Below are 20,471 nucleotides of genomic sequence, written 5' to 3'. Positions count from 1 at the left end.
ATTAAAACTTGAGTTATTTACACTATAAATAAATTAAACCATATTAATCAGCAGAGTAACCGATCTCACTCATTGCTGCTTTCCCGTCGTCCTATCACCTATAAATCCTGAACATTTAGCAGTATGATGCTCACTACTGCTCTATTTTCTCCATTCTCCTAACTTAGTAAGCGCAATGAATAAAACTCCTGTTTCCCGTAAAACCGCATGGTTAAGGGTGATTACCCTTGCGGTGGCTGCCTTTATTTTCAATACCACCGAATTTGTCCCCGTTGGTTTACTGTCGGATATCGCGGCCAGTTTCTCGATGAGCACCGCGCAAGTGGGTCTGATGCTGACTATTTACGCATGGGTGGTTGCGCTGATGTCTCTCCCGTTCATGCTGATGACCAGCCAGATGGAACGGCGTGGGCTGCTAGTGAAAATATTCGTGCTGTTTATTGTCAGCCATGTGCTTTCGGTGGTGGCTTGGAATTTCTGGATTTTAGTGATCTCACGTATCGGCATTGCGCTTGCTCATGCGGTATTCTGGTCTATCACCGCCTCTCTGGCGATTCGCTTGGCCCCTGCGGGGAAAAAGGCGCAGGCGCTGAGCTTGTTGGCGACGGGTACTGCATTAGCGATGGTTTTAGGGCTGCCGCTCGGGCGAATTATCGGGCAATATTTAGGCTGGAGAACCACGTTTTTGGTCATCGGTATCTTGGCCACGATAACGCTAATCTGCGTCCTCAAACTGCTGCCTAAGCTACCAAGCGAACATTCAGGCTCGTTGAAAAGCATCCCGATTCTCGCTCGTCGCCCAGCGCTGCTGTGCTTATATGCTTTAACCGTGATTGTGGTGACGGCACACTACACGGCCTACAGCTACATCGAACCCTTCATCCAAACCGTGGCATCCATGAGCCAAGGTTTTGCCACCATGTTGCTATTGATACTCGGCGCGGCAGGGATTATCGGCAGCGTGCTGTTTAGCATGTTGGGTAATAAACACCCTACTGCACTCATCATTGGCGCCATTGTGCTGCTGGCCTTAAGCCTGTTGCTGTTGTTGCCTGCCGCCGCGAGCCCTCTGTGGATTGCCCTGCTTTGCGTCGTTTGGGGCGTGGCCATTATGACCATCGGTTTGGGAATGCAGGTAAAAGTTCTCGCGATGGCGCCGGATGCGACCGATGTTGCCATGTCGCTTTACTCGGGCATCTTTAATATCGGCATTGGCGCAGGCGCTTTGCTGGGAAATCAGATCAGTATTCATTTCAGCATGGCAAACATTGGCTATATTGGTGCAGCGCTGGCGGTGGTTTCCTTGCTGTGGTGCGTGTTTATTTTCCGCCGCTATGCCGAAGTAATGGCTAAAGGCTATTAATACTGACTGGATGGGGAGCGTATGATTTTATCGGCTTTGAAGGCGCAGAACTATGCGTTAGCACTGGATACGGCAGAAGCAGAGTTAGCCATTATCCCCAACTCAGCGTTGAACCACTATTATGCGGCATGGGCGTGTGATGGTTTGGGGCAAGAGAACCGGGCAATTCCTCATTATGAAAAGGCTATTGCCCTGGGATTGCCCGACGCTGATTTAAAAGAGGCTTATTTAGGGCTTGGCAGTACCTATCGCGTGACCGGCAATTATCAGCAAGCCTATGAACTTCTCACTCAGGCCGTGGCGCATTTCCCAAACGACCGTGCGCTACAGGTGTTTTATGCGCTGGCGAAATACAGCATGGGCGATGCAAAAAGTGCGCTGCGTGACACCCTGTTGCTACTCACTAGCACCACACAGGACGACACGATTCTAGCTTATCGCAAAGCGATCGATTTTTACGCACAAGATTTGGACTTTATCAGCGATTAGTGCCGTTTTGACGGGCTTCTCCCGCCGTTTGCAGCTGGCATTCCAACATGGCGCACTCAACCGCCTTAGCCAGTTTTTGCAAACCTTGGTCGACTTTATCGCTATAAGGCAGACCGTAATTTAATCGCAAACAATTTCGATATTTACCCGATGCAGAGAACAGCGAACCGATAACAAATTGTACTTTCGCTTCGCTGAGCTCAAGACTTAAGCGCACTGAGTCAAAATGTTCTGGCAGTTCAATCCACATCACGAATCCTCCTTGAGGGCGACTGACGCAGATTCCGCAAGGGAAATACTCCCTCACCCGACAGGTGAATTTCTCTAGATTCTGCTGATAATATTTGCGCATGCGGCGTAGGTGGATTTGATATCCCCCTGACTTGATAAACTCGGCAATGGCTAACTGAGGATGCGAAACCGAGGCGCCTGTCCCAGTATATTTCATGTAAACCACGCGATCGAAATAGCGGCCTGGCGCAATCCAACCCACGCGCAGTCCCGGTGCAACCGTCTTCGAGAAAGAACTGCACAGCAATACTCGGCCATCCATATCCAGAGATTTAATCGTGATAGGTCGAGGATACTCAAAGGCTAAATCACCATAGACGTCATCTTCAATAATGGCGATGTCATATTCTTGAGCCAAACACAGCAATTCGCGCTTTCGTGGCTCTGGCATGATGAAACCTAAGGGGTTATTGCAATTAGGTACGAGCATCACCGCTTTAATTGGCCACTGCTCAAGCGCCAGTTTGAGCGCTTCTACGCTGATCCCCGTGCTTGAATCGGTTGGTATCTCAATCACTTTTATTTCGGAACCACGTAGTTTTTGCATGATCCCATGAAACGCAGGTGATTCCACCGCCACGATATCGCCTGCCGAACAAACCGCGCGAATCGCTACAATCAGCGCTTCATGACAGCCATGAGTGATAATGATATCGGCAGGATTTAAATGACATCCTGAATCGATGGCCAAACGCGCAACCTGTTCGCGCAGGGCGTAAGAACCATATACGGGATCGTAGTTCAATACTCGGCGGTCTTGTGACTGCATCAGCCGAGTCATCGCTTTCCATAACGGAGCCAACGTGGACTGACTCATATCCGGCGATCCACTGCCGAAAGGAATGGCATCGCTATCGGGTTCTTCATTCAGGCGATCGAGAACACATTCCCATTGAGTTATTTCAACAGGACGCTGCGCTGGCCGACTGATCGCCGGTGCAGGCGGAGTATGTTTGCGTGGCGTAACATAATATCCTGACCTTGGCTGCGGTCTGATGAGCTGCCTATCTTCAAGCAAATGATACGCCTGTTGCACAGTGCTAATGCTGACCGAATGTTCCTCACTCAACGTGCGAACCGATGGCAAACGCTCACCGCTTTGATATAGCCCCGCTTCAATTCGTTGTGCTAATAAGTCGGCGAGGTGTTGATAGCGCGTCATTGTGCCCCCTTGATTCGTGGTATGAGATTCAAACCGTCTAAAACCAGTACAGTTGCCCGTGAATTTGACCATTCAGATCGCATAATGCGCAATCTGTATGTTAAATAATAGTTATTTTTGTATCTGTGACCTGTATTCGCTTCGCGCAATGATAGACCTATCGAAACAGCGAGGAGCAACATGATGGGATATGATGAAAACCAAGCCAAGAAACCCTTTTTACAGTCGCCGTTTTATCTATTTTTCATGGGACTGTATCAGCATTGGCAAACGTGGCGTATGCGGAGAAAGGCACATTACGATTTACATCGGATGAGTGAGCAGCAGCTGAAAGATATTGGTCTATCCTGTGCGGATATTGACAATATCACGCGTCAGAGAAAATAGGCATGCGTATTACTCAAGCCTCTCCCGTTTGTGGAGAGGTTTGAGCCGAGCACAGATTGGCAAGTGTCTAGCGACGAACTTTAGCTTTTGTGGCGCTGGCTGATTTGCTTGGCAACGTTTTCATCAATTCTTCAGGTGAAACTGATGCAACAACGCTGCCTGGAAGCGGCATCTTCAAAATGTGATTTTTAATTTTGCCAATCACATGCATTTCACACGGTTTACAATCAAATTTGAGCGTTAGCACTTCATCCTGATGGATTAACTGCATTGGTGATGCGCGCCCTTTTACCCCTTGCACACCTTTGGCCTGTTTAGGACACAAATTAAACGCGAAACGCAGACAGTGTTTGGTAATCATCACCGGAACGTCACCTTTCTCTTGATGTGCCTCATAGGCCGCATCAATCAGTTGGACGCCGTAGCGCTGGTAAAATTCATGGGCTTTATGATTGTAAACGTTAGCTAAAAACGTCAGGTGCGTTTCGGGATAAACCGGTGCTGGTTTCGAAACGGCTTTACGATGACCGCGCTGATACGCATGTAAACGCGCCTCTGTCAGCATATCGATAGTTTCGCGCCGCAACTGATTGAGCAAACCGTTAGGCACAAAATATGCCGTAGGCAGATTGATTTCGATCCCCTGAGAAAAATAGATGCTCTGCCCGAGTTTTGCCAAACCGTCATGCAAATTGCTAAAGGCTTTTTCTGGCTGTTTGGCCACGTCGAAGTCACCTGCTAATGTTTGGGTCACGCTAACGCCGTCTGCAGCGGTTGCGGTTAACATTAGTTGGTTTTCATTACCTTCTAGACGCAGTTTGACGCCGATGCGTCGCTCACTCGACGTTTTCAGCAACGCTTGTTGCCAATTGTGGTCTAGATTGCGGTTCAGCGGATGATGAGGACGAATATTTTTCAACGCATCCAGCATTTCGTTAGGCCATACGCGGAAGCTATTGGCCGTGATTTTTTCCACTTTACTCGCACGAAAACCGACGATATCGCGCTTAATCAATACGTTCAAACCATCGCCATTAGTCAGTGGTTCGGTCACGCTGACATCGATATGATCTTTACCAACCTTCAGGATTTCACCCATCGGCAAACCCACGAATTTTGGCGAATCAAACGCGCCGATATCCATTTTGCGCTGATTGACAAAGTAATCAGTGCTGCCACGGTGAAAGGTTTTATCTGGGGACGGCGCGAAGAAATGCTCGGTGCGCCCCATGGATGCCGGCGCCAACTCTGGACGTTCGTTCATAATCGCGTCGAGGTGCTGGCGATAATAAGCTGTGATATTTTTCACATAGCTCATATCTTTGTAACGCCCTTCAATCTTGAAAGAGCGAACGCCAGCATCAATCAATGCGATGAGATTTTGGCTCTGATCGTTGTCTTTCATCGACAGCAGATGTTTTTCATAGGCGACCACGCGCCCCTGATCGTCTTTCAACGTATAGGGTAAACGGCATGCCTGAGAGCAGTCGCCTCGGTTTGCGCTGCGCCCTGTCTGGGCATGAGAAATGTAGCATTGCCCTGAGTAGGCAACGCACAGCGCACCATGGATGAAAAATTCCACGGTCGCATCGATGCTATCACTGATATTTTTAATCTGACTTAGGTTAAGCTCACGCGCTAAAACGATTTGCGAGAAGCCCACATCGGATAAAAATTTGGCCTTTTCTACGCTGCGAATATCGGTTTGCGTACTGGCATGCAGTTCAATTGGCGGGATATCCAACTCGAGGATGCCGAGATCTTGCACGATCAGTGCGTCGACGCCGGCGTCATACAGTTGATGAATTAACCGGCGTGCGGGCTCTAATTCTGCATCATGCAAAATGGTGTTGAGCGTCACAAAAATTTTTACGCCATACCGATGGGCAAAAGTGACTAACTCAGCAATATCACTCAGCGAGTTGCCTGCATTATGACGTGCGCCGAAATCCGGCCCGCCAATATAAACGGCGTCTGCGCCGTGCAAAATAGCCTCACGCGCAATAGCAACATCGCGCGCAGGGCTGAGGAGTTCAATTTTATTCTTGTGGGATACGTCGCTTCGTAGCATGGATTAACCGTCTTGGTGAAAAGGCGAAAACGTGGCTATTGTAGTCTGGAATTTTCACTTCACAAGGAAACCTCACCCACATTGAGTGATTCTTTTCAGATATTTTCCAATTCAGCTCAATAATCAAAAAACAGCCAGATATATCTCATAGGGGCTAAAATCGAGCGACCACGTTTGCTTACATTTTACTTTTGGCTTTTTTAACGTATTGCAGCGTGCCGTTGAACAAAAATAAATTTTTAAACCAATTATTAATATTGCATTTAGTGAGTGGTGAAGATATTTATTCATTTGCGACAATTTATTAACGTATTTTTTTTAAGACTGCCGCTAGGCCGCTCCAGCTATGAGTTTCACACCAGCCCGTAAAGGGGAATCCCAAAAAACGACCTCCATTTTATTTGCTATTCATTAACATGAAAAACAAGTAACACAAATAAATACAACATACACATCTCTTTGTTGTGACGTTGTCACATAAAACAAACTCAATTTCGGTCACATTTCCTAAAGTTATGTCTACTTAAACGTCAAATTATCGTTTGGATCAACAACAGGGTTTATTCTCTCCCCTAAAAGATGTTAAAATTGACCAATATCAATATTGCTTGGGCATTACCTATGATTCCGGAAAAGCGCGTCATTCGTCGTATCCAGTCTGGCGGTTGTGCGATCCATTGTCAGGATTGCAGCATTAGCCAGCTGTGCATTCCTTTTACTCTCAATGAGCACGAGCTGGATCAGCTTGACAACATCATTGAGCGTAAAAAGCCGATTCAGAAAGGTCAGGCGTTATTTAAAGCCGGTGATGAGCTGAAATCGCTGTATGCCATTCGCTCCGGAACCATTAAGAGCTACACCATCACCGAGCAAGGTGATGAACAAATTACGGCTTTCCACCTTGCAGGCGATCTGGTGGGATTTGATGCTATCGGTAATCAGCAGCATCCAAGTTTTGCTCAGGCACTCGAAACCTCAATGGTTTGCGAGATCCCGTTTGAGACTCTGGACGATCTGTCGGGCAAAATGCCAAGCCTGCGTCAGCAGATGATGCGTCTGATGAGCGGTGAGATTAAAGGTGACCAGGACATGATCCTGCTGTTATCCAAGAAAAACGCCGAAGAACGCTTGGCGGCTTTTATCTACAATCTCTCCCGCCGTTTTGCTCAACGTGGTTTCTCTCCACGTGAGTTCCGTTTGACCATGACACGTGGTGATATCGGTAACTATCTGGGACTGACTGTTGAAACCATCAGCCGTCTGCTGGGACGTTTCCAAAAAAGTGAAATTTTAAGTGTGAAAGGTAAATACATCACCATCCAAGATGTTGATGCGCTTTCGCTGTTGGCTGGCAATCCCCGCTCAACCAACGAGTAATGGTTCAGATATTTTTCTGAATGATATTAACCCGGGTCACTAATTTCTAACGGATTTTTTCCGATTAGTTGATCCGGTTCTCTTCTATTCCCTACTTTGTTTTCCCATGATGGTTTACTCTTAATCTGTAAGGCCTATTGTTGTATTTGTCCCTTGGACGATAAAACAGTGCAATGCACACATTATTTGGGTTAGCGAGGAGGCGGTATGGCGAAGTATCAGAATCTTCTGGTGGCTATTGATCCCAATCAGGATGATCAACCGGCGTTGCGCCGCGCTGTTTATCTGGTCCAGCGAAATGGCGGACGCATTACGGCATTTCTGTCTATCTACGATTTTTCCTACGAAATGACGACCTTGCTCTCGCCCGATGAGAGAATGTCGATGCGACAAGGTGTTATCAGTCAACGCTCTGCTTGGATCAAAGAGCAGTGTCGTTACTATCTGGAAGCGGGTGTGCCTATCGAAATCAAGGTGGTCTGGCATAACCGTCCATTCGAAGCCATTATTCAAGAAGTGATTAGCGGCAAATACGATTTACTGCTGAAAATGGCACATCAGCACGATCGCTTAGAATCCGTGATTTTCACCCCCACCGACTGGCATTTGCTACGTAAATGTCCTTGCCCTGTTTGGATGGTAAAAGATCAGCCTTGGCCACAGAACGGCACTGCTCTGGTGGCGGTGAATCTATCAAGCGAAGAACCCTACCACGATCCGCTTAATATTAAATTAGTGAAAGAATCACTCGAACTGGCAGAGCATGTTGACCATACCTCTTTGCATTTGGTCGGTGCCTATCCTGTAACGCCAATTAACATTGCTATCGAACTACCTGACTTTGATCCGAGCATTTATAATGATGCCATCCGTGGGCAGCATCTGCTCGCGATGAAAGCGCTGCGTCAGAAGTTTGGTATGAAGGAAGAATGCACTCACGTAGAGAAAGGCTTACCTGAGGAAGTGATCCCTGATGTGGCAGAGCATCTGAACGCTGGCGTTGTTGTTTTAGGTACTTTAGGCCGCACAGGCATTTCCGCGGCATTTATTGGTAATACCGCTGAACATGTTATCGACCATCTGAAATGCGACTTGTTAGCTATTAAACCGGATGGTTTCCAGTCGCCCGTAGAACTGGACGACGACGATGAACATGATGATGAATGAGTACAGATAGAACTCTATCAAAACCTCCGTTTTACGGGGGTTTTTGATTACCTACGCTTGCCTTCCCTACGCTGTTCAGCGCAGTTGATTCTTTGAGATACCATATATCGCGTTAGTTAACTATTTTCTGCGAAGTTAAAGACGATCTCTTTTTTATAGCTTACAATGTATGTTGTAACTAAATGACGATAGAAAAAGGTGCACTATGTCTGCTAACCATGTCATTGATCGAATGAACGTTTGCTTCCACCAGCTTGAGCAAGGCCTAATTGAAATCGATGCCGTTCTTAAATCGCTCACGCCGTTGCAAGCGAACGTCTTTCAATTGCCCGATATCGAAAAAGGAAAAGAGCATGATGAAGTCACCCACATTAGCGTAATCCCTTGCTCCGGTGAAGCCGCATTTGATGCAGGATTACAGCATTTTCGCCGTCTATTCATTCACCATCATGCACAGCATATCAGCAGCAAAGCCGCTGTTCGCCTTCCCGGCGTGCTCTGCTACTCTGCCACCTATTCGCAGATGAAATCCACCAGCGCCCTTATTAGTGAGGTTAACCAGCTAAAAAAACAGTTGGAGAAGATCATTGCCGTAGAGTCCGGTCTCCCCCCCGAGCAACGCTTTGAGTTCGTTCACGCGCACCTTAAAGGCTTAATTACACTGAGCGCCTATCGTTCGCTAACGGTATTACATAACCCAACCACCGTACGTTTTGGTTGGGCAAATAAGAGCGTCATCAAAAATATGCAGCGCGATGAGGTCATCGCTCGCTTAGAGAAAAGTTTAACCGCCAACCGTTCTGTTCCCCCCTATTCTCGCGAACAATGGGCTGAGCTGGTGAGTCAAGAATTAGAAGATGTCATGCGTTTGCCTGAAGGGGCTAAGCTGAAGATAAAGCGGCCGGTAAAAGTTCAGCCCATTGCACGCGTTTGGTATCAGGAAGAACAAAAACAGGTACAGCATCCTTGTAGTATGCCGTTGATTTCCCTAACAGATGAGTTTAGCGAGACACCGGTTCCCTTGCTGGGCGATTTAAGTGACTACGACGCGGACAATATTCAGGTAAAACATCGTCCGCGTGCGAAGAAGCTTGAGCTCTTGATACCTCGCTTGCATCTTTATCGAGAGCTGGATTAAAGTGACAACGTCACGGAGGTATCATGATCTAATGGTGCTCCCCACCATGTCTTGTGGTCTAACCCATTCGTCAAACTGAGCCGCCGTAACATAGCCCAGCATCAAGGCTGACTCTTTGAGGGTTAATCCCTCGTGGTGAGCCTTTTTAGCAATTTCAGCCGCTTTATCATAGCCAATATGGGTGTTAAGCGCGGTGACTAACATGAGAGACTCATTTAATAACTGATTGATTCGAGGCCGATTAGGTTCAATTCCGCGGGCGCAGTGTTCGTTAAAGCTTTCTATTCCATCGGCGAGCAGGCGCACGGATTGTAAAAAGTTATGAATAACCAGAGGTCGAAAAACGTTGAGTTCAAAGTTCCCCGAAGCACCTCCGATATTCACCGCGACATCATTCCCCATCACCTGAGCACAAAGCATAGTAACGGCTTCACACTGAGTCGGATTCACCTTGCCCGGCATGATGGAACTGCCTGGTTCGTTTTCAGGAATGCTAATTTCGCCGATGCCACAACGTGGCCCAGAGGCAAGCCAGCGAACATCATTGGCTATTTTCATCATCGATGCGGCTAGGCCTTTTAGCGCGCCGTGAGCCTGTACCAAACCGTCACAGCTGGCCAAAGCCTCAAACTTATTCGGTGCAGTCACAAAATCACAGCCACTCAGTTGTGCGATCGCTTTTGCCACCCGCACCGCATATTCAGGATGCGTATTAAGTCCAGTTCCAACCGCAGTCCCTCCCAAAGCCAGCTCATAAAGGTGTTCAAGTCCGTATTCAATATGCTTTTTGCTGTGTACAAGCATCGCAACCCAGCCTGAGATCTCTTGCCCGAGCGTTAATGGCGTTGCGTCCTGTAAATGCGTGCGACCGATTTTCACGATGTGGCGAAATTGGTCTGATTTTTCCTGCAAGGTTTGTATCAATACATCCATCTGCGGCAAAAGCTGCTGACGGATTGCCACCACCGCCGCCACGTGCATCGCGGTTGGAAATACATCATTCGAGCTCTGACTTTTATTCACGTCATCATTGGGATGAACTTTACGCTCATTGCCACGTTCTCCACCCAATAATTCACTGGCGCGATTCGCCAGAACTTCGTTCATGTTCATATTGCTTTGCGTACCCGAACCGGTTTGCCATACCGCGAGCGGAAATTCCTGATAACGAAAACCATCAATAACTTCCTGCGCAGCCTGCATGATCGCTTCGGCTTTCTCCTCGCTTAATAAGCCAAGATCTAGATTCACCTGCGCAGCCGCTTTTTTTACCACCGCCAACGCATCAATTAACGCCTGCGGCATTTTCTCCACCGAAATACGGAAATGTTCCAATGAGCGCTGCGTTTGAGCTCCCCACAACCGCGCCTGAGGAACATCAATATCGCCCATAGAGTCTCGTTCAACGCGCATAGCTGTCATATTTTCTCCTTGGTTATAAATACCAAACTCCGGTGAATGGTTAGCTTATTTAATGAGTATAGCGTTATATCAACTGGTTAGAATGTGAGAGCTCGTCTAATTTCTTACATCAATATCCTTGCGTCAGGTGCGCTATCTCCTGTTTACTTACCACAATCACTTTATATCGCTTTAACTTCACTTTAGGTTGATACCAATGCAAAAGATGATCAATGCCGTACAAAACTATGCTTGGGGTAGTCACGACGCACTCAGCAATCTTTATGGTTTCCCAAATCCAGACAATAAACCCATGGCAGAGCTATGGATGGGCGCGCACCCGCTAAGTAGCTCCATGGTTTTAGATAAAAATGGCCATAAAGTGTCGCTACGTGACGAAATCGCCAAGGATCTGAATGGAAATTTAGGGAATGCGGTGGCAAAACGCTTTGGAGAGCTGCCATTTTTGTTCAAAGTACTCTGCGCAGCACAACCTCTCTCGATTCAAGTACATCCAAGCAAACATGCAGCCGAAGAAGGCTTTGCGCGTGAAGAGTCAGCTGGAATTGCAATTAACGCCGCAAATCGTAATTACAAAGATCCTAACCATAAGCCTGAATTGGTCTATGCCTTAACACCATTCAAAGCAATGAACGGGTTCCGCGAACTGACTGAAATCGCGCAATTGCTACAACCCGTCGCTGACGCTCACCCAGATATCGCGCAATTTATCCAGCATCCCGATGAACAGCATCTCGCCGCGTTGTTCGGGAATTTGTTGAGTATGACGGGCGAACAAAAAGCCCATGCACTTAGCGTACTTGCCGAGGCGCTGAACCATCAACAAGGTTCAGCGTGGGACGCTATCCGCAGTATCGCTCAGGTGTATCCGGACGATAGCGGACTGTTCTCGCCATTGCTGCTCAACACCATCGAGTTAACCCCTGGGCAAAGTATGTTTCTGTATGCCGAGACGCCGCATGCCTACTTAAACGGCGTAGGGTTAGAGATTATGGCTAACTCCGATAACGTGTTGCGCGCAGGCCTAACGCCAAAATATATCGATGTCCCAGAACTGCTGGCCAACGTGAAATTTGTACCTAAACCAGCGAATTCACTGCTGACGACGCCTATTATCACTGGTAACGAAACGCGCTTCCCTATTCCCGTGGAAGACTTTGCCTTTGCCGTACACACGCTAACCGACGCACCACAGTCCTTAGCGCAAGAGAGTGCCGCTGTGCTGTTCTGCATCGAGGGCGAAGCAACATTAAGCAAAGGTGAGCAGCGTATTACGTTAGCACCGGGAGAGTCTTGCTATCTTCCTGCGAATGAGTCACCGGTGATCGCCCAAGGTCATGGGCAGTTGGCTCGTGTATTTAACGAACTCTGAGCACATAAGAGGATAAACGAGGCTAAAACCCTCTTTAGAAAATTCTCTTTTCTTAGCTAATTCAGATTAGTATTTGCTAATTGGCGTTGTTTACCGCCACAATAAAAACGCCTGCGGGCGTTTTTTGTTTATGCTCGCCACAAATTTTTTGATACGCCGTTGATGGGACATCTCCCTGCGGCAGCACATTCAAGGCTTAAGGAAGAACTTAATATGAAAAAATCAGCTGTCGCGGTCGCGGTCATCGTGGTTTTAGGTGCCGCTTGGACCGGAGCCTCTTGGTATACCGGCAAGCTCATTGAGCAACGAATGACGACTGAGGTCGAGAACGTTAATAGCCAGCTCAACAACTATTTCCCTAAAGCGGGTTTAAAACTCAGCTACGAAGACTATAACCGTCACCTGTTCTCCACCGATGTGCGCTATATTCTGCAAAACGATCCGAGCTTCAAAGGCGAGCCAAGCCTCAAAGCCGGTGAGCAGATTGTCCTGAAAGAAACCATTACTCACGGCCCCTTCCCGCTAGCACAGCTCAAGAACTTCAACTTTGTGCCGAGCATGGCGTCTGTACATACCGAATTAGAAAACACGCCTGCGGTAAAAGTGCTGTTTGATGCCACTAAGGGTAAATCGCTGGTCGATGCTGATACCCGCATCGCCTACAACGGCGATACGCAATCGAAAATTACGCTCATTCCTGTCGACTACGCAAAAGATAAAATTTCGGTGAAATTTGACGGTGCAGTAATTAACGCAGATGTAGCTAAAGATCTTTCCACGCTGAAATTCGATATGAACAGCGATAACGTCGTGATCTCTGCGCCAAATGAGATGAGCCAGCAAGAGCAAATCACTCTGCAAGGTTTCACGATGGAAAGTGATAGCCATCGCGGCAAGTTCGATCTGAATATTGGCTCACAGAAAATGAATGCCAAGCATCTGTCGGTGTCTGTCGATGGTAAAGAGTCGGCAGTGTTAGATGGCTTCAAGCTAGACGCTAACATGGGCGAGGATGATAAAAACCTCAATGGCGTTTTGAACTACACACTCGATGCACTAAAAATCAGCGGCAAAGATTTTGGTCAGGGCGCATTAACGCTGAAATTTAACGGTGTTGATGGTAAGGGATTGAAAACCTTTGCCTCACAGTACAATGATTTTATCAATCGCCAACTGGCCCAAGGCGATGACCTCGATCCTGATGTATATCAACAAGAATTAGCGGCATTGGTTGAAAAGAACATGCCAGCCCTACTCGCCGGTAATCCAACGCTGAATATACAACCACTAAGCTGGAAGACCTCTCAGGGTGAAAGCCAGTTTAGCTTGGATCTCAACTTAGTGAATCCTCAACCTCAAGCAGAAACCGCCGACGAACCACTGATGTTGCAGTCAATCAAAAAACTGGATGCAAAACTGGCTATCTCCATGCCAATGGCGACTCAGTTAGCGTCTCAAGCAGCAGAACTAGAAGGTTATAACGCTGAAGATGCAAAACGCTTAGCGGGACAGCAAGTTCAAGGCATTTCAGCTATGGGCCAAATGTTTAAACTGACAACGCAGAAAGACAACATGATTTCTAGCAGCTTCAGCTATGCGAATGGTCAGGTTGATTTGAACGGCACCAAAATGCCTCTCGCTCAGTTTGTTGGCCTGTTTGGCATTTTAGGTGGCATGCAGGATCAGGGCGAAGCCCCTGCCGGGAATTAATTTCCGTCACTGAACAACACCTCCAACGTAAACGGCCCCTATTGGGGCCGTTTTTTTAACGGATATCTTACGCAGAACCTCTGGCAATAAGTTTTGGTGGCAAAATAATATGTTGGGCCTGTTCATCCGGCGCATCAATGCGCTGTAGCATACGATTTGCCGCGCTATAGCCAATTTCACGCGCAGAGCTACTGATGAACGTCAGAGGCGGATCGGTAAGCTCAGCTTCTGGCACATCGCCAAAGCCTATCAGTGCCACCTGACGGTTATAGTAGCTTTCATTTTCATCCTTACCGACGCTGTTTCCCATCCCGATTACGCCAAAATAAGCGCCCATGGCAATAGAGGCTTTATGACACAAGATGGCTGTCACCTTGGGATAATGATTAAGCAGCGTTTGGGTGGCCTGAGCTGCGGCCTGTTGCTTGCATTCACACTCGATAATCCATTCCGATTTGAACGGTAAGCCGTACTGGATAAGCGTGCCGCAGAATCCGCCCAGCCGTTCTGCGCGCGTCAATGAGCTGCTTTCGCCCCCCAAATAAGCGATCTGACGATGACCATGTTTGATCAGATATTCTGTCGCTATCTTTGCCGCCTGCGAGTTATCAGGGCGAATGACGTCGATATCATCAAATTCGCTGGCCCGTGCAGCACATACTAGCGGTAAATGCATTTCTCGCGCTTTTTGTTTCATCTCATCACTGAGAAAACGCCCACTGCCTACGATAATGCCATCAACGCCATAGCCGCTGAGGCTATCTAAGCAACGCGCTAAATTGCGTCCGTTTTTACCGCACTGAGTAAGAAACAGCACTTTTCCCTGTGCTTCAAGTACTTCACTGATGCCAGCGGCGACTTCGGCATAAAACGGCTCGCTGATATCACTTACGATAAGACCAATCACATTCGACACACTTCCGCGCAGCATGGCTGCCTGCTGGTTGCGCACATAACCCAATGTCTCAATGGCGTGATTGACACGGCTGCTGGTTTTATCAGAGATACGCCCTTTCCCACTGAGAACCAAAGATACCGTGGTCACAGACACGCCAGCGTGTTGTGCAACATCGGTGATAGTGATTTTTTTCGAGTTCATGCCGTTTTTATTCACTTATGGGTAGCTTATCGCGCTCAATTGCATGGTTATTTTACCTTATTTTTTAGTAAAACATTTAATCCGATATCGCATAATTCACATTAACACCGATTCTGAGAACTGTGATCCGGCAAATGGTTTTGTTTGGTAAAACGTTTTATCTTCTTTTACCAGAATCGCTGAATACCCGTCGATAGATTTGTAAGTCATTTTAGTTTTATACGTCATTTTAAAATTTCATTAAATTAAGAGCAGTCAAGGATCTTTCATCAGGAGTCGTCATGCCCACTCAGACCAAACAAAAAATCACGCTGTGGGAGTTTTTCCAGAGTCTAGGAAAAACCTTTATGCTACCCGTGGCACTGCTGTCTTTCTGCGGCATTATGCTGGGAATTGGTAGCTCGCTGAGCAGCCGTGATGTGTTAACGTTATTACCCATGCTGGATAATGTCCCACTCCAGTTGCTGTTTACTTGGATGAGCAAAGTCGGCTCTTTCGCATTCAGCTTCCTGCCAGTGATGTTTGCAATTGCTATTCCGCTAGGTATGGCGCGGGAAAATAAAGGCGTAGCGGCATTTGCCGGTTTTGTCGGTTTTGCCGTGTTTAATCTAGCTACCAACTTTTATCTGACCACCAAAGGTATTTTACCCACCGTTGATCCTTTGGTGCTGAAGGCAAACAACATCCAAAACATCATCGGTATCCAGTCTATCGACACCGGTATTTTGGGTGCTGTGATTGTCGGGATCGTGGTTTATCTGCTGCACGAACGTTTTAACACTATTCGTCTCCCCGATGCGCTAGCCTTCTTCGGCGGTACACGCTTTGTGCCTATCATCACCACGCTGGTGCTTGGCCTATTAGGCCTGCTGGTTCCATTGATTTGGCCTTGGTTCGCGATGGGGATCAACGGACTCGGCAAGCTTATTCATAACGCTGGCGTCTTCGGCCCCATGATTTTCGGCTCCGGCGAGCGTCTACTGCTGCCCTTCGGCCTGCACCATATTCTGGTGGCGTTGATCCGCTTCACCGAAGCTGGCGGTACCATGGACGTCTGTGGTAACAGCGTTAGCGGCGCATTGACCATTTTCCAAGCACAGCTCTCTTGCCCAACGACACACGGCTTCTCCGAGAGTGCGACACAGTTCCTTTCTCAAGGCAAAATGCCTGCATTCTTAGGTGGATTGCCAGGTGCTGCGCTGGCAATGTACCACTGTGCTCGTCCTGAGAACCGTCATAAGATTAAAGGCCTGCTGATTTCCGGTGTGGTTGCCTGTGTGGTTGGTGGTACGACTGAGCCTCTGGAATTCCTGTTCCTCTTCGTCGCACCATTCCTGTATGTGATCCATGCTATTTTGACCGGTTTGGGCTTCACCATCATGTCCATGCTGGGTGTGACTATCGGTAATACCGACGGCAACATTATTGATTTCGTGGTCTTTGGTATCCTGCATGGCTTACAAACCAAATGGTATCTGGTGCCGGTGGTTGCAGCGATTTGGTTCGTGGTCTACTACGCGATCTTCCGTTTTGCGATTACTCGTTTCAATATCAAAACGCCGGGACGCGATGTCGATAACAGCGCGACTAGCGAGAAATCGGCTAAAAATGCCTCTTCCAGCAAGTCTGGCTACGATGTGCCGGGAATTTTGACCGCCTTAGGCGGTGCAGAGAATATTGTCTCGCTCGACAACTGTATTACCCGCCTACGCCTGTCAGTTAAAGATATGTCGTTGGTTGATGATGCAACGCTAAAAAATCTCCGTGCAATTGGCGTCGTACACTTGAACGAGCACAATTTACAAGTTGTTATCGGACCACAGGTACAGTCAGTCAAAGATGAATTAGACTATCTGATAGCTCAGCCGAGTGCTTAATTTTTATCATTGATTCGGGGCGCTAAGCGCCCCGCTTTATTTATCTAATCCCTCATTCGAGCAGATATCATAAAAGGCGAATGAAATATGTTTGATTTCTCTAAGACTGTTGACCGTCATGGCACTTGGTGTACCCAGTGGGACTATATTGCCGATCGATTTGGTGCCAATGACCTGCTGCCATTCACCATCTCCGATATGGATTTTGCTACCGCTCCCTGTATTACCGAAACATTAGAAAAACGCATTGCGCACGGTGTTCTTGGTTATAGTCGCTGGCAGCACGAAGATTTCCTTGGCGCCCTACGACACTGGTATGCCAAACGCTTCAATAGCGCCATTGATACCGACACCGCGGTTTATGGCCCTTCGGTCATCTATATGGTCGCCCAGCTCATTCGACTTTGGTCTCAACCGGGCGAATTCGTGGTAACCCATACCCCCGCCTACGACGCGTTTTATAAGGTGGTACTAGGTAATCAGCGCCAACTGCTCTCCTGTCCATTGAAACAAAAAGAGGGCGAATGGTACTGCGATATGGCTCATCTGGAAGCGCTGCTGGCTCGTCCACAGACCAAGGTGCTTTTATTGTGTAGTCCGCAAAATCCAACGGGTAAAGTTTGGACGCAGGCCGAACTGCACATCATGGCCGAGCTCTGCGAACGCCATGATGTTAAAGTGATTAGTGATGAAATTCACATGGATATGACGTGGGGAGAACACCGTCATACTCCTTGGAACGAAGTGGGAAAAACACCGTGGGCATTGCTTACCTCGGCCTCTAAATCGTTCAACATTCCCGCCTTAACCGGTGCCTATGGCTTCATCAACGATCCTGCGACTCGAGATGCTTATTTCCTACAGTTGAAAAGTAAAGACGGCCTTTCCTCTCCCGCTGTACTGGCGGTGGCAGCGCATATTGCCGCCTACCGTGAGGGACAACCGTGGCTGGATGAGTTACGCGGTTATCTTCAGGCTAATTTGGAATATGTTGCCCATGAGCTCAATGCCGCATTCCCACAGTTGAATTGGAAAATCCCACAGGCAACCTATCTGGCCTGGATTGATCTACGCGCACTCGCTGTCGATGATCAAGCGCTACAGCGCATATTAATTGACGAAGAGAAAGTCGCTATCATGCCCGGTTTTACCTACGGTGAAGAAGGACGCGGATTCGTGCGACTTAACGTAGGCTGCCCACGCAGCAAAGTTGAACTCGGGGTACAAAAGTTGATTTCAGCCTTAAACAAGTTAGTTAAATAACCCTGCCGAAAATCCCCCGCCGCGCATATCGGTGGGGGTATTCCCCTGTTCGATTCGCATCCCATTTGTTCAACAAATCGACTTACCCGTTGAAAGATGATGCGATCGCGCCTATAGTTGGCGTACGGAAAATTTCCGTACAGTATCATTCAAGTTTGGTTTCCTTTTTTGACTAAAAGAGAGCTGAAACAATAAGTCTGACAGTGACTAAACGCCCGCTGTCGAGGAGTACATTATGTCCGCCCTAAAAAAACAACGTATCGATCTCAGACTCACCGATGATGACAAAAGCAAGATCGAAGAAGCGGCCGCAATGACCAACCAAACTATCACCCAGTTTATGGTTGCTAGCGCCGCTGAACGCGCAGAGGAAGTCATTGAGCAGCATCGTCGTCTCGTTCTCAACGATGAGTCGTGGAATTTGGTGATGGACGCTATCAGCAATCCGCCAGCCCCGAACAGTCGGCTGAAACGAGCAGCGAAACGTCTAGCAAGCATGGAGTAAAACATGCCAGATCTCGCTATTGAGATTTTTTCGAACGACATCGAATATGATTTTGCTCATTTCGACTGTGGTGAAGAATCTCTCAATATATTCCTCACCAATCATCTTGCCCGCCAGCACAACGCTCGAATCTTACGGGGTTATTTGCTGGTCACCAAAGAGCCAAAACCTAAAATCGTAGGATATTACACGTTATCTGGCAGTTGCTTCGAGAAAGAAACGCTTCCCTCAAACACACAGAAACGGAAAGTACCTTACGCTAATGTGCCCAGCGTCACCTTGGGGCGACTGGCTATCCAAAAAGAGTTGCAGGGACAAGACTGGGGAACAACGCTGGTAACTCATGCTATGAAAGTCATCTATCACGCGTCACTGGCGGTCGGCATCCATGGTATGTTTGTTGATGCCCTTAACGAAAAAACCAAGCGGTTCTATCTTCAACTTGGTTTTATTGCGCTTACAGGCAATAACGCAAACTCGTTGTTCTACCCAACAAAATCCATCGAAAAGCTGTTTGAAGACGAATAAATTTCGCCTATCTTTCGTCATCACACCAAATACTGTGTTTATATACAGCACCCCGTAAAACGGAGACTTTCCGCGATTATTTGTGATATACATCACATTTTTATGCAACTCACTAGTATTTTGCAGTGTATTGTTTTTATACTGTTACGCACTTTATCCAGAATAACTGAGAGTGCACATCATGATCGATACACGCCTTCCTCTGACTGACATCCACCGTCACCTCGACGGTAACATTCGTCCACAAACTATTCTGGAACTGGGCCGCCAGTTCAATCTTGAACTGCCCGCCGAAGAGCTCGAAGCCCTGCGCCCACACGTACAGATTACGGATACGGCGCCAGACTTAGTCAGTTTTTTGCAGAAACTCGACTGGGGCGTCGCCGTGCTAGGTTCTCTCGATGCCTGTCGCCGCGTTGCCTATGAAAACGTTGAAGATGCGCTGCGTGCGGGTATCGACTATGCAGAGCTTCGTTTTTCCCCTTACTACATGGCAATGAAACACCAATTACCCGTTCAAGGCGTGGTTGAAGCCGTCATTGATGGCGTGCGTTCGGGCGTGCGTGATTTTGGTGTTGAAACTCGCCTGATTGGCATCATGAGCCGTACCTTTGGTGAAGGCGCCTGCCTAAAAGAATTAGATGCCCTGCTTGCCTGTCGCGAAGGCATTACCGCACTCGATCTCGCCGGTGACGAACTCGGTTTCCCGGGCTCTCTCTTCCTGAGCCACTTTAATCGCGCCCGCGATGCGGGTTTACGTATCACGGTACACGCAGGTGAAGCCGCAGGTCCGGAAAGTATCTGGCAAGCGATCAATGAGCTGGGCGCTGAACGCATCGGACACGGTGTTAAAGCCGTTGAAGACGCAAAGCTGTTAGATTATTTGGCAGAAAAACGCATTGGCATGGAGTCATGTTTGACCTCCAATATCCAAACCAGCACCGTTGCTTCACTGGAAAGTCACCCACTGAAAACCTTCCTACGCCACGGAATTCTGGCCTCAATTAATACCGACGATCCAGCGGTTGAAGGTATCGAGCTGGCGCATGAGTACAATGTTGCCGCGCCGGCCGCAGGACTGACGCAGGAAGAGATCCGCACCGCGCAGATAAATGGCTTAGAGATGGCGTTTATTTCTGATGCGGAGAAGCAGGTATTGCGGGAGAAGAAGTTGGGGTGAGAACTGTGTGTAAGGTTTCGTACGCCTAAAGCATCGAATATCACATAAGCCTTGTGCTGGCGTCCGAGTC

At 47.9% G+C, this 20,471-nt stretch carries 17 protein-coding genes; 13 read left to right on the top strand and 4 right to left on the bottom strand.

Features of this window, described 5'->3' with window-relative positions; translation table 11 throughout:
- The first annotated feature begins 175 nt into the window (after positions 1-175).
- Entirely contained in the window at positions 176-1,363 is a 1,188-nt protein-coding gene (locus M988_RS09505; protein ID WP_064573842.1) for a sugar transporter, read from the top strand.
- A 21-nt stretch (positions 1,364-1,384) separates the two neighbouring features.
- Positions 1,385-1,852, top strand: a complete 468-nt coding sequence (locus tag M988_RS09500; RefSeq protein ID WP_064573840.1) for a tetratricopeptide repeat protein — start codon at positions 1,385-1,387, stop codon at positions 1,850-1,852.
- Here the strand turns inward: M988_RS09500 and M988_RS09495 are convergent.
- A complete protein-coding gene (locus tag M988_RS09495) occupies positions 1,842-3,305 on the bottom strand; it encodes an aminotransferase-like domain-containing protein (RefSeq protein ID WP_064573838.1) in 1,464 nt (487 codons plus the stop codon). The genes M988_RS09500 and M988_RS09495 overlap by 11 nt on opposite strands.
- 180 nt (positions 3,306-3,485) lie before the next feature.
- On the opposite strand from M988_RS09495, the gene M988_RS09490 reads away from it, so the two are divergent.
- Positions 3,486-3,692 carry a DUF1127 domain-containing protein gene (locus M988_RS09490; RefSeq protein ID WP_082919446.1) on the top strand — a complete coding sequence of 69 codons (207 nt, stop codon included), beginning with the start codon at positions 3,486-3,488 and terminating at the stop codon, positions 3,690-3,692.
- 67 nt (positions 3,693-3,759) lie between these two features.
- On the opposite strand, the gene M988_RS09485 is transcribed toward M988_RS09490, so the two are convergent.
- Entirely contained in the window at positions 3,760-5,763 is a 2,004-nt protein-coding gene (locus tag M988_RS09485; protein WP_064573832.1) for a peptidase U32 family protein, read from the bottom strand.
- 621 nt (positions 5,764-6,384) lie between these two features.
- Between M988_RS09485 and fnr the strand changes: the two genes are divergently transcribed.
- From fnr to tus, 3 genes are all read left to right on the top strand, one after another.
- Positions 6,385-7,140 carry a fumarate/nitrate reduction transcriptional regulator Fnr gene (gene fnr / locus M988_RS09480; RefSeq protein ID WP_039186921.1) on the top strand — a complete coding sequence of 252 codons (756 nt, stop codon included), beginning with the start codon at positions 6,385-6,387 and terminating at the stop codon, positions 7,138-7,140.
- Positions 7,141-7,347: 207 nt separating this feature from the next.
- A complete protein-coding gene (gene uspE / locus M988_RS09475) occupies positions 7,348-8,307 on the top strand; it encodes a universal stress protein UspE (protein WP_008813532.1) in 960 nt (319 codons plus the stop codon).
- A gap of 205 nt (positions 8,308-8,512) precedes the next feature.
- Entirely contained in the window at positions 8,513-9,445 is a 933-nt protein-coding gene (gene tus, locus M988_RS09470; protein WP_064573830.1) for a DNA replication terminus site-binding protein, read from the top strand.
- A 21-nt stretch (positions 9,446-9,466) separates the two neighbouring features.
- Here the strand turns inward: tus and fumC are convergent, their stop codons facing one another.
- The gene (gene fumC / locus M988_RS09465) at positions 9,467-10,867 is read right to left on the bottom strand and encodes a class II fumarate hydratase (protein WP_008813534.1); all 1,401 of its coding nucleotides are present in this window, start codon (positions 10,865-10,867) and stop codon (positions 9,467-9,469) included.
- Positions 10,868-11,063: 196 nt separating this feature from the next.
- Here fumC and manA point away from each other — a divergent pair, with 196 nt between their 5' ends.
- Together manA and M988_RS09455 are read left to right on the top strand one after the other, a co-directional pair.
- Positions 11,064-12,239 (top strand): mannose-6-phosphate isomerase, encoded by a 1,176-nt coding sequence (gene manA, locus M988_RS09460; RefSeq protein WP_064573828.1) that lies wholly within the window; start codon positions 11,064-11,066, stop codon positions 12,237-12,239.
- A 213-nt stretch (positions 12,240-12,452) separates the two neighbouring features.
- On the top strand, positions 12,453-13,949 hold the full coding sequence (locus M988_RS09455) for a YdgA family protein (RefSeq protein ID WP_008813536.1): 1,497 nt from the start codon (positions 12,453-12,455) through the stop codon (positions 13,947-13,949).
- A 67-nt stretch (positions 13,950-14,016) separates the two neighbouring features.
- Here the strand turns inward: M988_RS09455 and malI are convergent, their stop codons facing one another.
- Entirely contained in the window at positions 14,017-15,048 is a 1,032-nt protein-coding gene (gene malI, locus M988_RS09450) for a Mal regulon transcriptional regulator MalI (RefSeq protein ID WP_020303739.1), read from the bottom strand.
- Positions 15,049-15,329: 281 nt separating this feature from the next.
- On the opposite strand from malI, the gene malX reads away from it, so the two are divergent.
- The 5 genes from malX to add all read left to right on the top strand — a co-directional run bounded on the left by malX (position 15,330) and on the right by add (position 20,401).
- Entirely contained in the window at positions 15,330-16,925 is a 1,596-nt protein-coding gene (malX, locus tag M988_RS09445) for a maltose/glucose-specific PTS transporter subunit IIBC (protein ID WP_039186680.1), read from the top strand.
- A gap of 87 nt (positions 16,926-17,012) precedes the next feature.
- A complete protein-coding gene (locus M988_RS09440) occupies positions 17,013-18,188 on the top strand; it encodes a MalY/PatB family protein (RefSeq protein WP_064573826.1) in 1,176 nt (391 codons plus the stop codon).
- 235 nt (positions 18,189-18,423) lie between these two features.
- Positions 18,424-18,693: a type II toxin-antitoxin system TacA family antitoxin gene (locus tag M988_RS09435; protein WP_039186676.1), complete on the top strand. Its 270-nt coding sequence runs from the start codon at positions 18,424-18,426 to the stop codon at positions 18,691-18,693.
- A gap of 3 nt (positions 18,694-18,696) precedes the next feature.
- Positions 18,697-19,221: an N-acetyltransferase gene (locus M988_RS09430; protein ID WP_064573821.1), complete on the top strand. Its 525-nt coding sequence runs from the start codon at positions 18,697-18,699 to the stop codon at positions 19,219-19,221.
- 181 nt (positions 19,222-19,402) lie between these two features.
- Positions 19,403-20,401, top strand: a complete 999-nt coding sequence (add, locus tag M988_RS09425) for an adenosine deaminase (RefSeq protein ID WP_008813542.1) — start codon at positions 19,403-19,405, stop codon at positions 20,399-20,401.
- The last annotated feature ends 70 nt before the right edge of the window (positions 20,402-20,471 follow it).

Source organism: Hafnia paralvei ATCC 29927 (genome assembly GCF_001655005.1).
In the GTDB taxonomy this organism is placed as follows: Bacteria; Pseudomonadota; Gammaproteobacteria; order Enterobacterales; family Enterobacteriaceae; genus Hafnia; species Hafnia paralvei.
This window is presented reverse-complemented; position numbering and strand designations above follow the sequence as displayed.

Excerpts from the sequence above, each read along its gene's own strand:
- M988_RS09505 (WP_064573842.1), top strand. The coding sequence starts at position 176 with ATGAATAAAACTCCTGTTTCCCGTAAAACCGCATGGTTAAGGGTGATT.
- M988_RS09500 (WP_064573840.1), top strand. The coding sequence starts at position 1,385 with ATGATTTTATCGGCTTTGAAGGCGCAGAACTATGCGTTAGCACTGGAT.
- M988_RS09495 (WP_064573838.1), bottom strand. The coding sequence starts at position 3,305 with ATGACGCGCTATCAACACCTCGCCGACTTATTAGCACAACGAATTGAA.
- M988_RS09490 (WP_082919446.1), top strand. The coding sequence starts at position 3,486 with ATGATGGGATATGATGAAAACCAAGCCAAGAAACCCTTTTTACAGTCG.
- M988_RS09485 (WP_064573832.1), bottom strand. The coding sequence starts at position 5,763 with ATGCTACGAAGCGACGTATCCCACAAGAATAAAATTGAACTCCTCAGC.
- fnr (WP_039186921.1), top strand. The coding sequence starts at position 6,385 with ATGATTCCGGAAAAGCGCGTCATTCGTCGTATCCAGTCTGGCGGTTGT.
- uspE (WP_008813532.1), top strand. The coding sequence starts at position 7,348 with ATGGCGAAGTATCAGAATCTTCTGGTGGCTATTGATCCCAATCAGGAT.
- tus (WP_064573830.1), top strand. The coding sequence starts at position 8,513 with ATGTCTGCTAACCATGTCATTGATCGAATGAACGTTTGCTTCCACCAG.
- fumC (WP_008813534.1), bottom strand. The coding sequence starts at position 10,867 with ATGACAGCTATGCGCGTTGAACGAGACTCTATGGGCGATATTGATGTT.
- manA (WP_064573828.1), top strand. The coding sequence starts at position 11,064 with ATGCAAAAGATGATCAATGCCGTACAAAACTATGCTTGGGGTAGTCAC.
- M988_RS09455 (WP_008813536.1), top strand. The coding sequence starts at position 12,453 with ATGAAAAAATCAGCTGTCGCGGTCGCGGTCATCGTGGTTTTAGGTGCC.
- malI (WP_020303739.1), bottom strand. The coding sequence starts at position 15,048 with ATGAACTCGAAAAAAATCACTATCACCGATGTTGCACAACACGCTGGC.
- malX (WP_039186680.1), top strand. The coding sequence starts at position 15,330 with ATGCCCACTCAGACCAAACAAAAAATCACGCTGTGGGAGTTTTTCCAG.
- M988_RS09440 (WP_064573826.1), top strand. The coding sequence starts at position 17,013 with ATGTTTGATTTCTCTAAGACTGTTGACCGTCATGGCACTTGGTGTACC.
- M988_RS09435 (WP_039186676.1), top strand. The coding sequence starts at position 18,424 with ATGTCCGCCCTAAAAAAACAACGTATCGATCTCAGACTCACCGATGAT.
- M988_RS09430 (WP_064573821.1), top strand. The coding sequence starts at position 18,697 with ATGCCAGATCTCGCTATTGAGATTTTTTCGAACGACATCGAATATGAT.
- add (WP_008813542.1), top strand. The coding sequence starts at position 19,403 with ATGATCGATACACGCCTTCCTCTGACTGACATCCACCGTCACCTCGAC.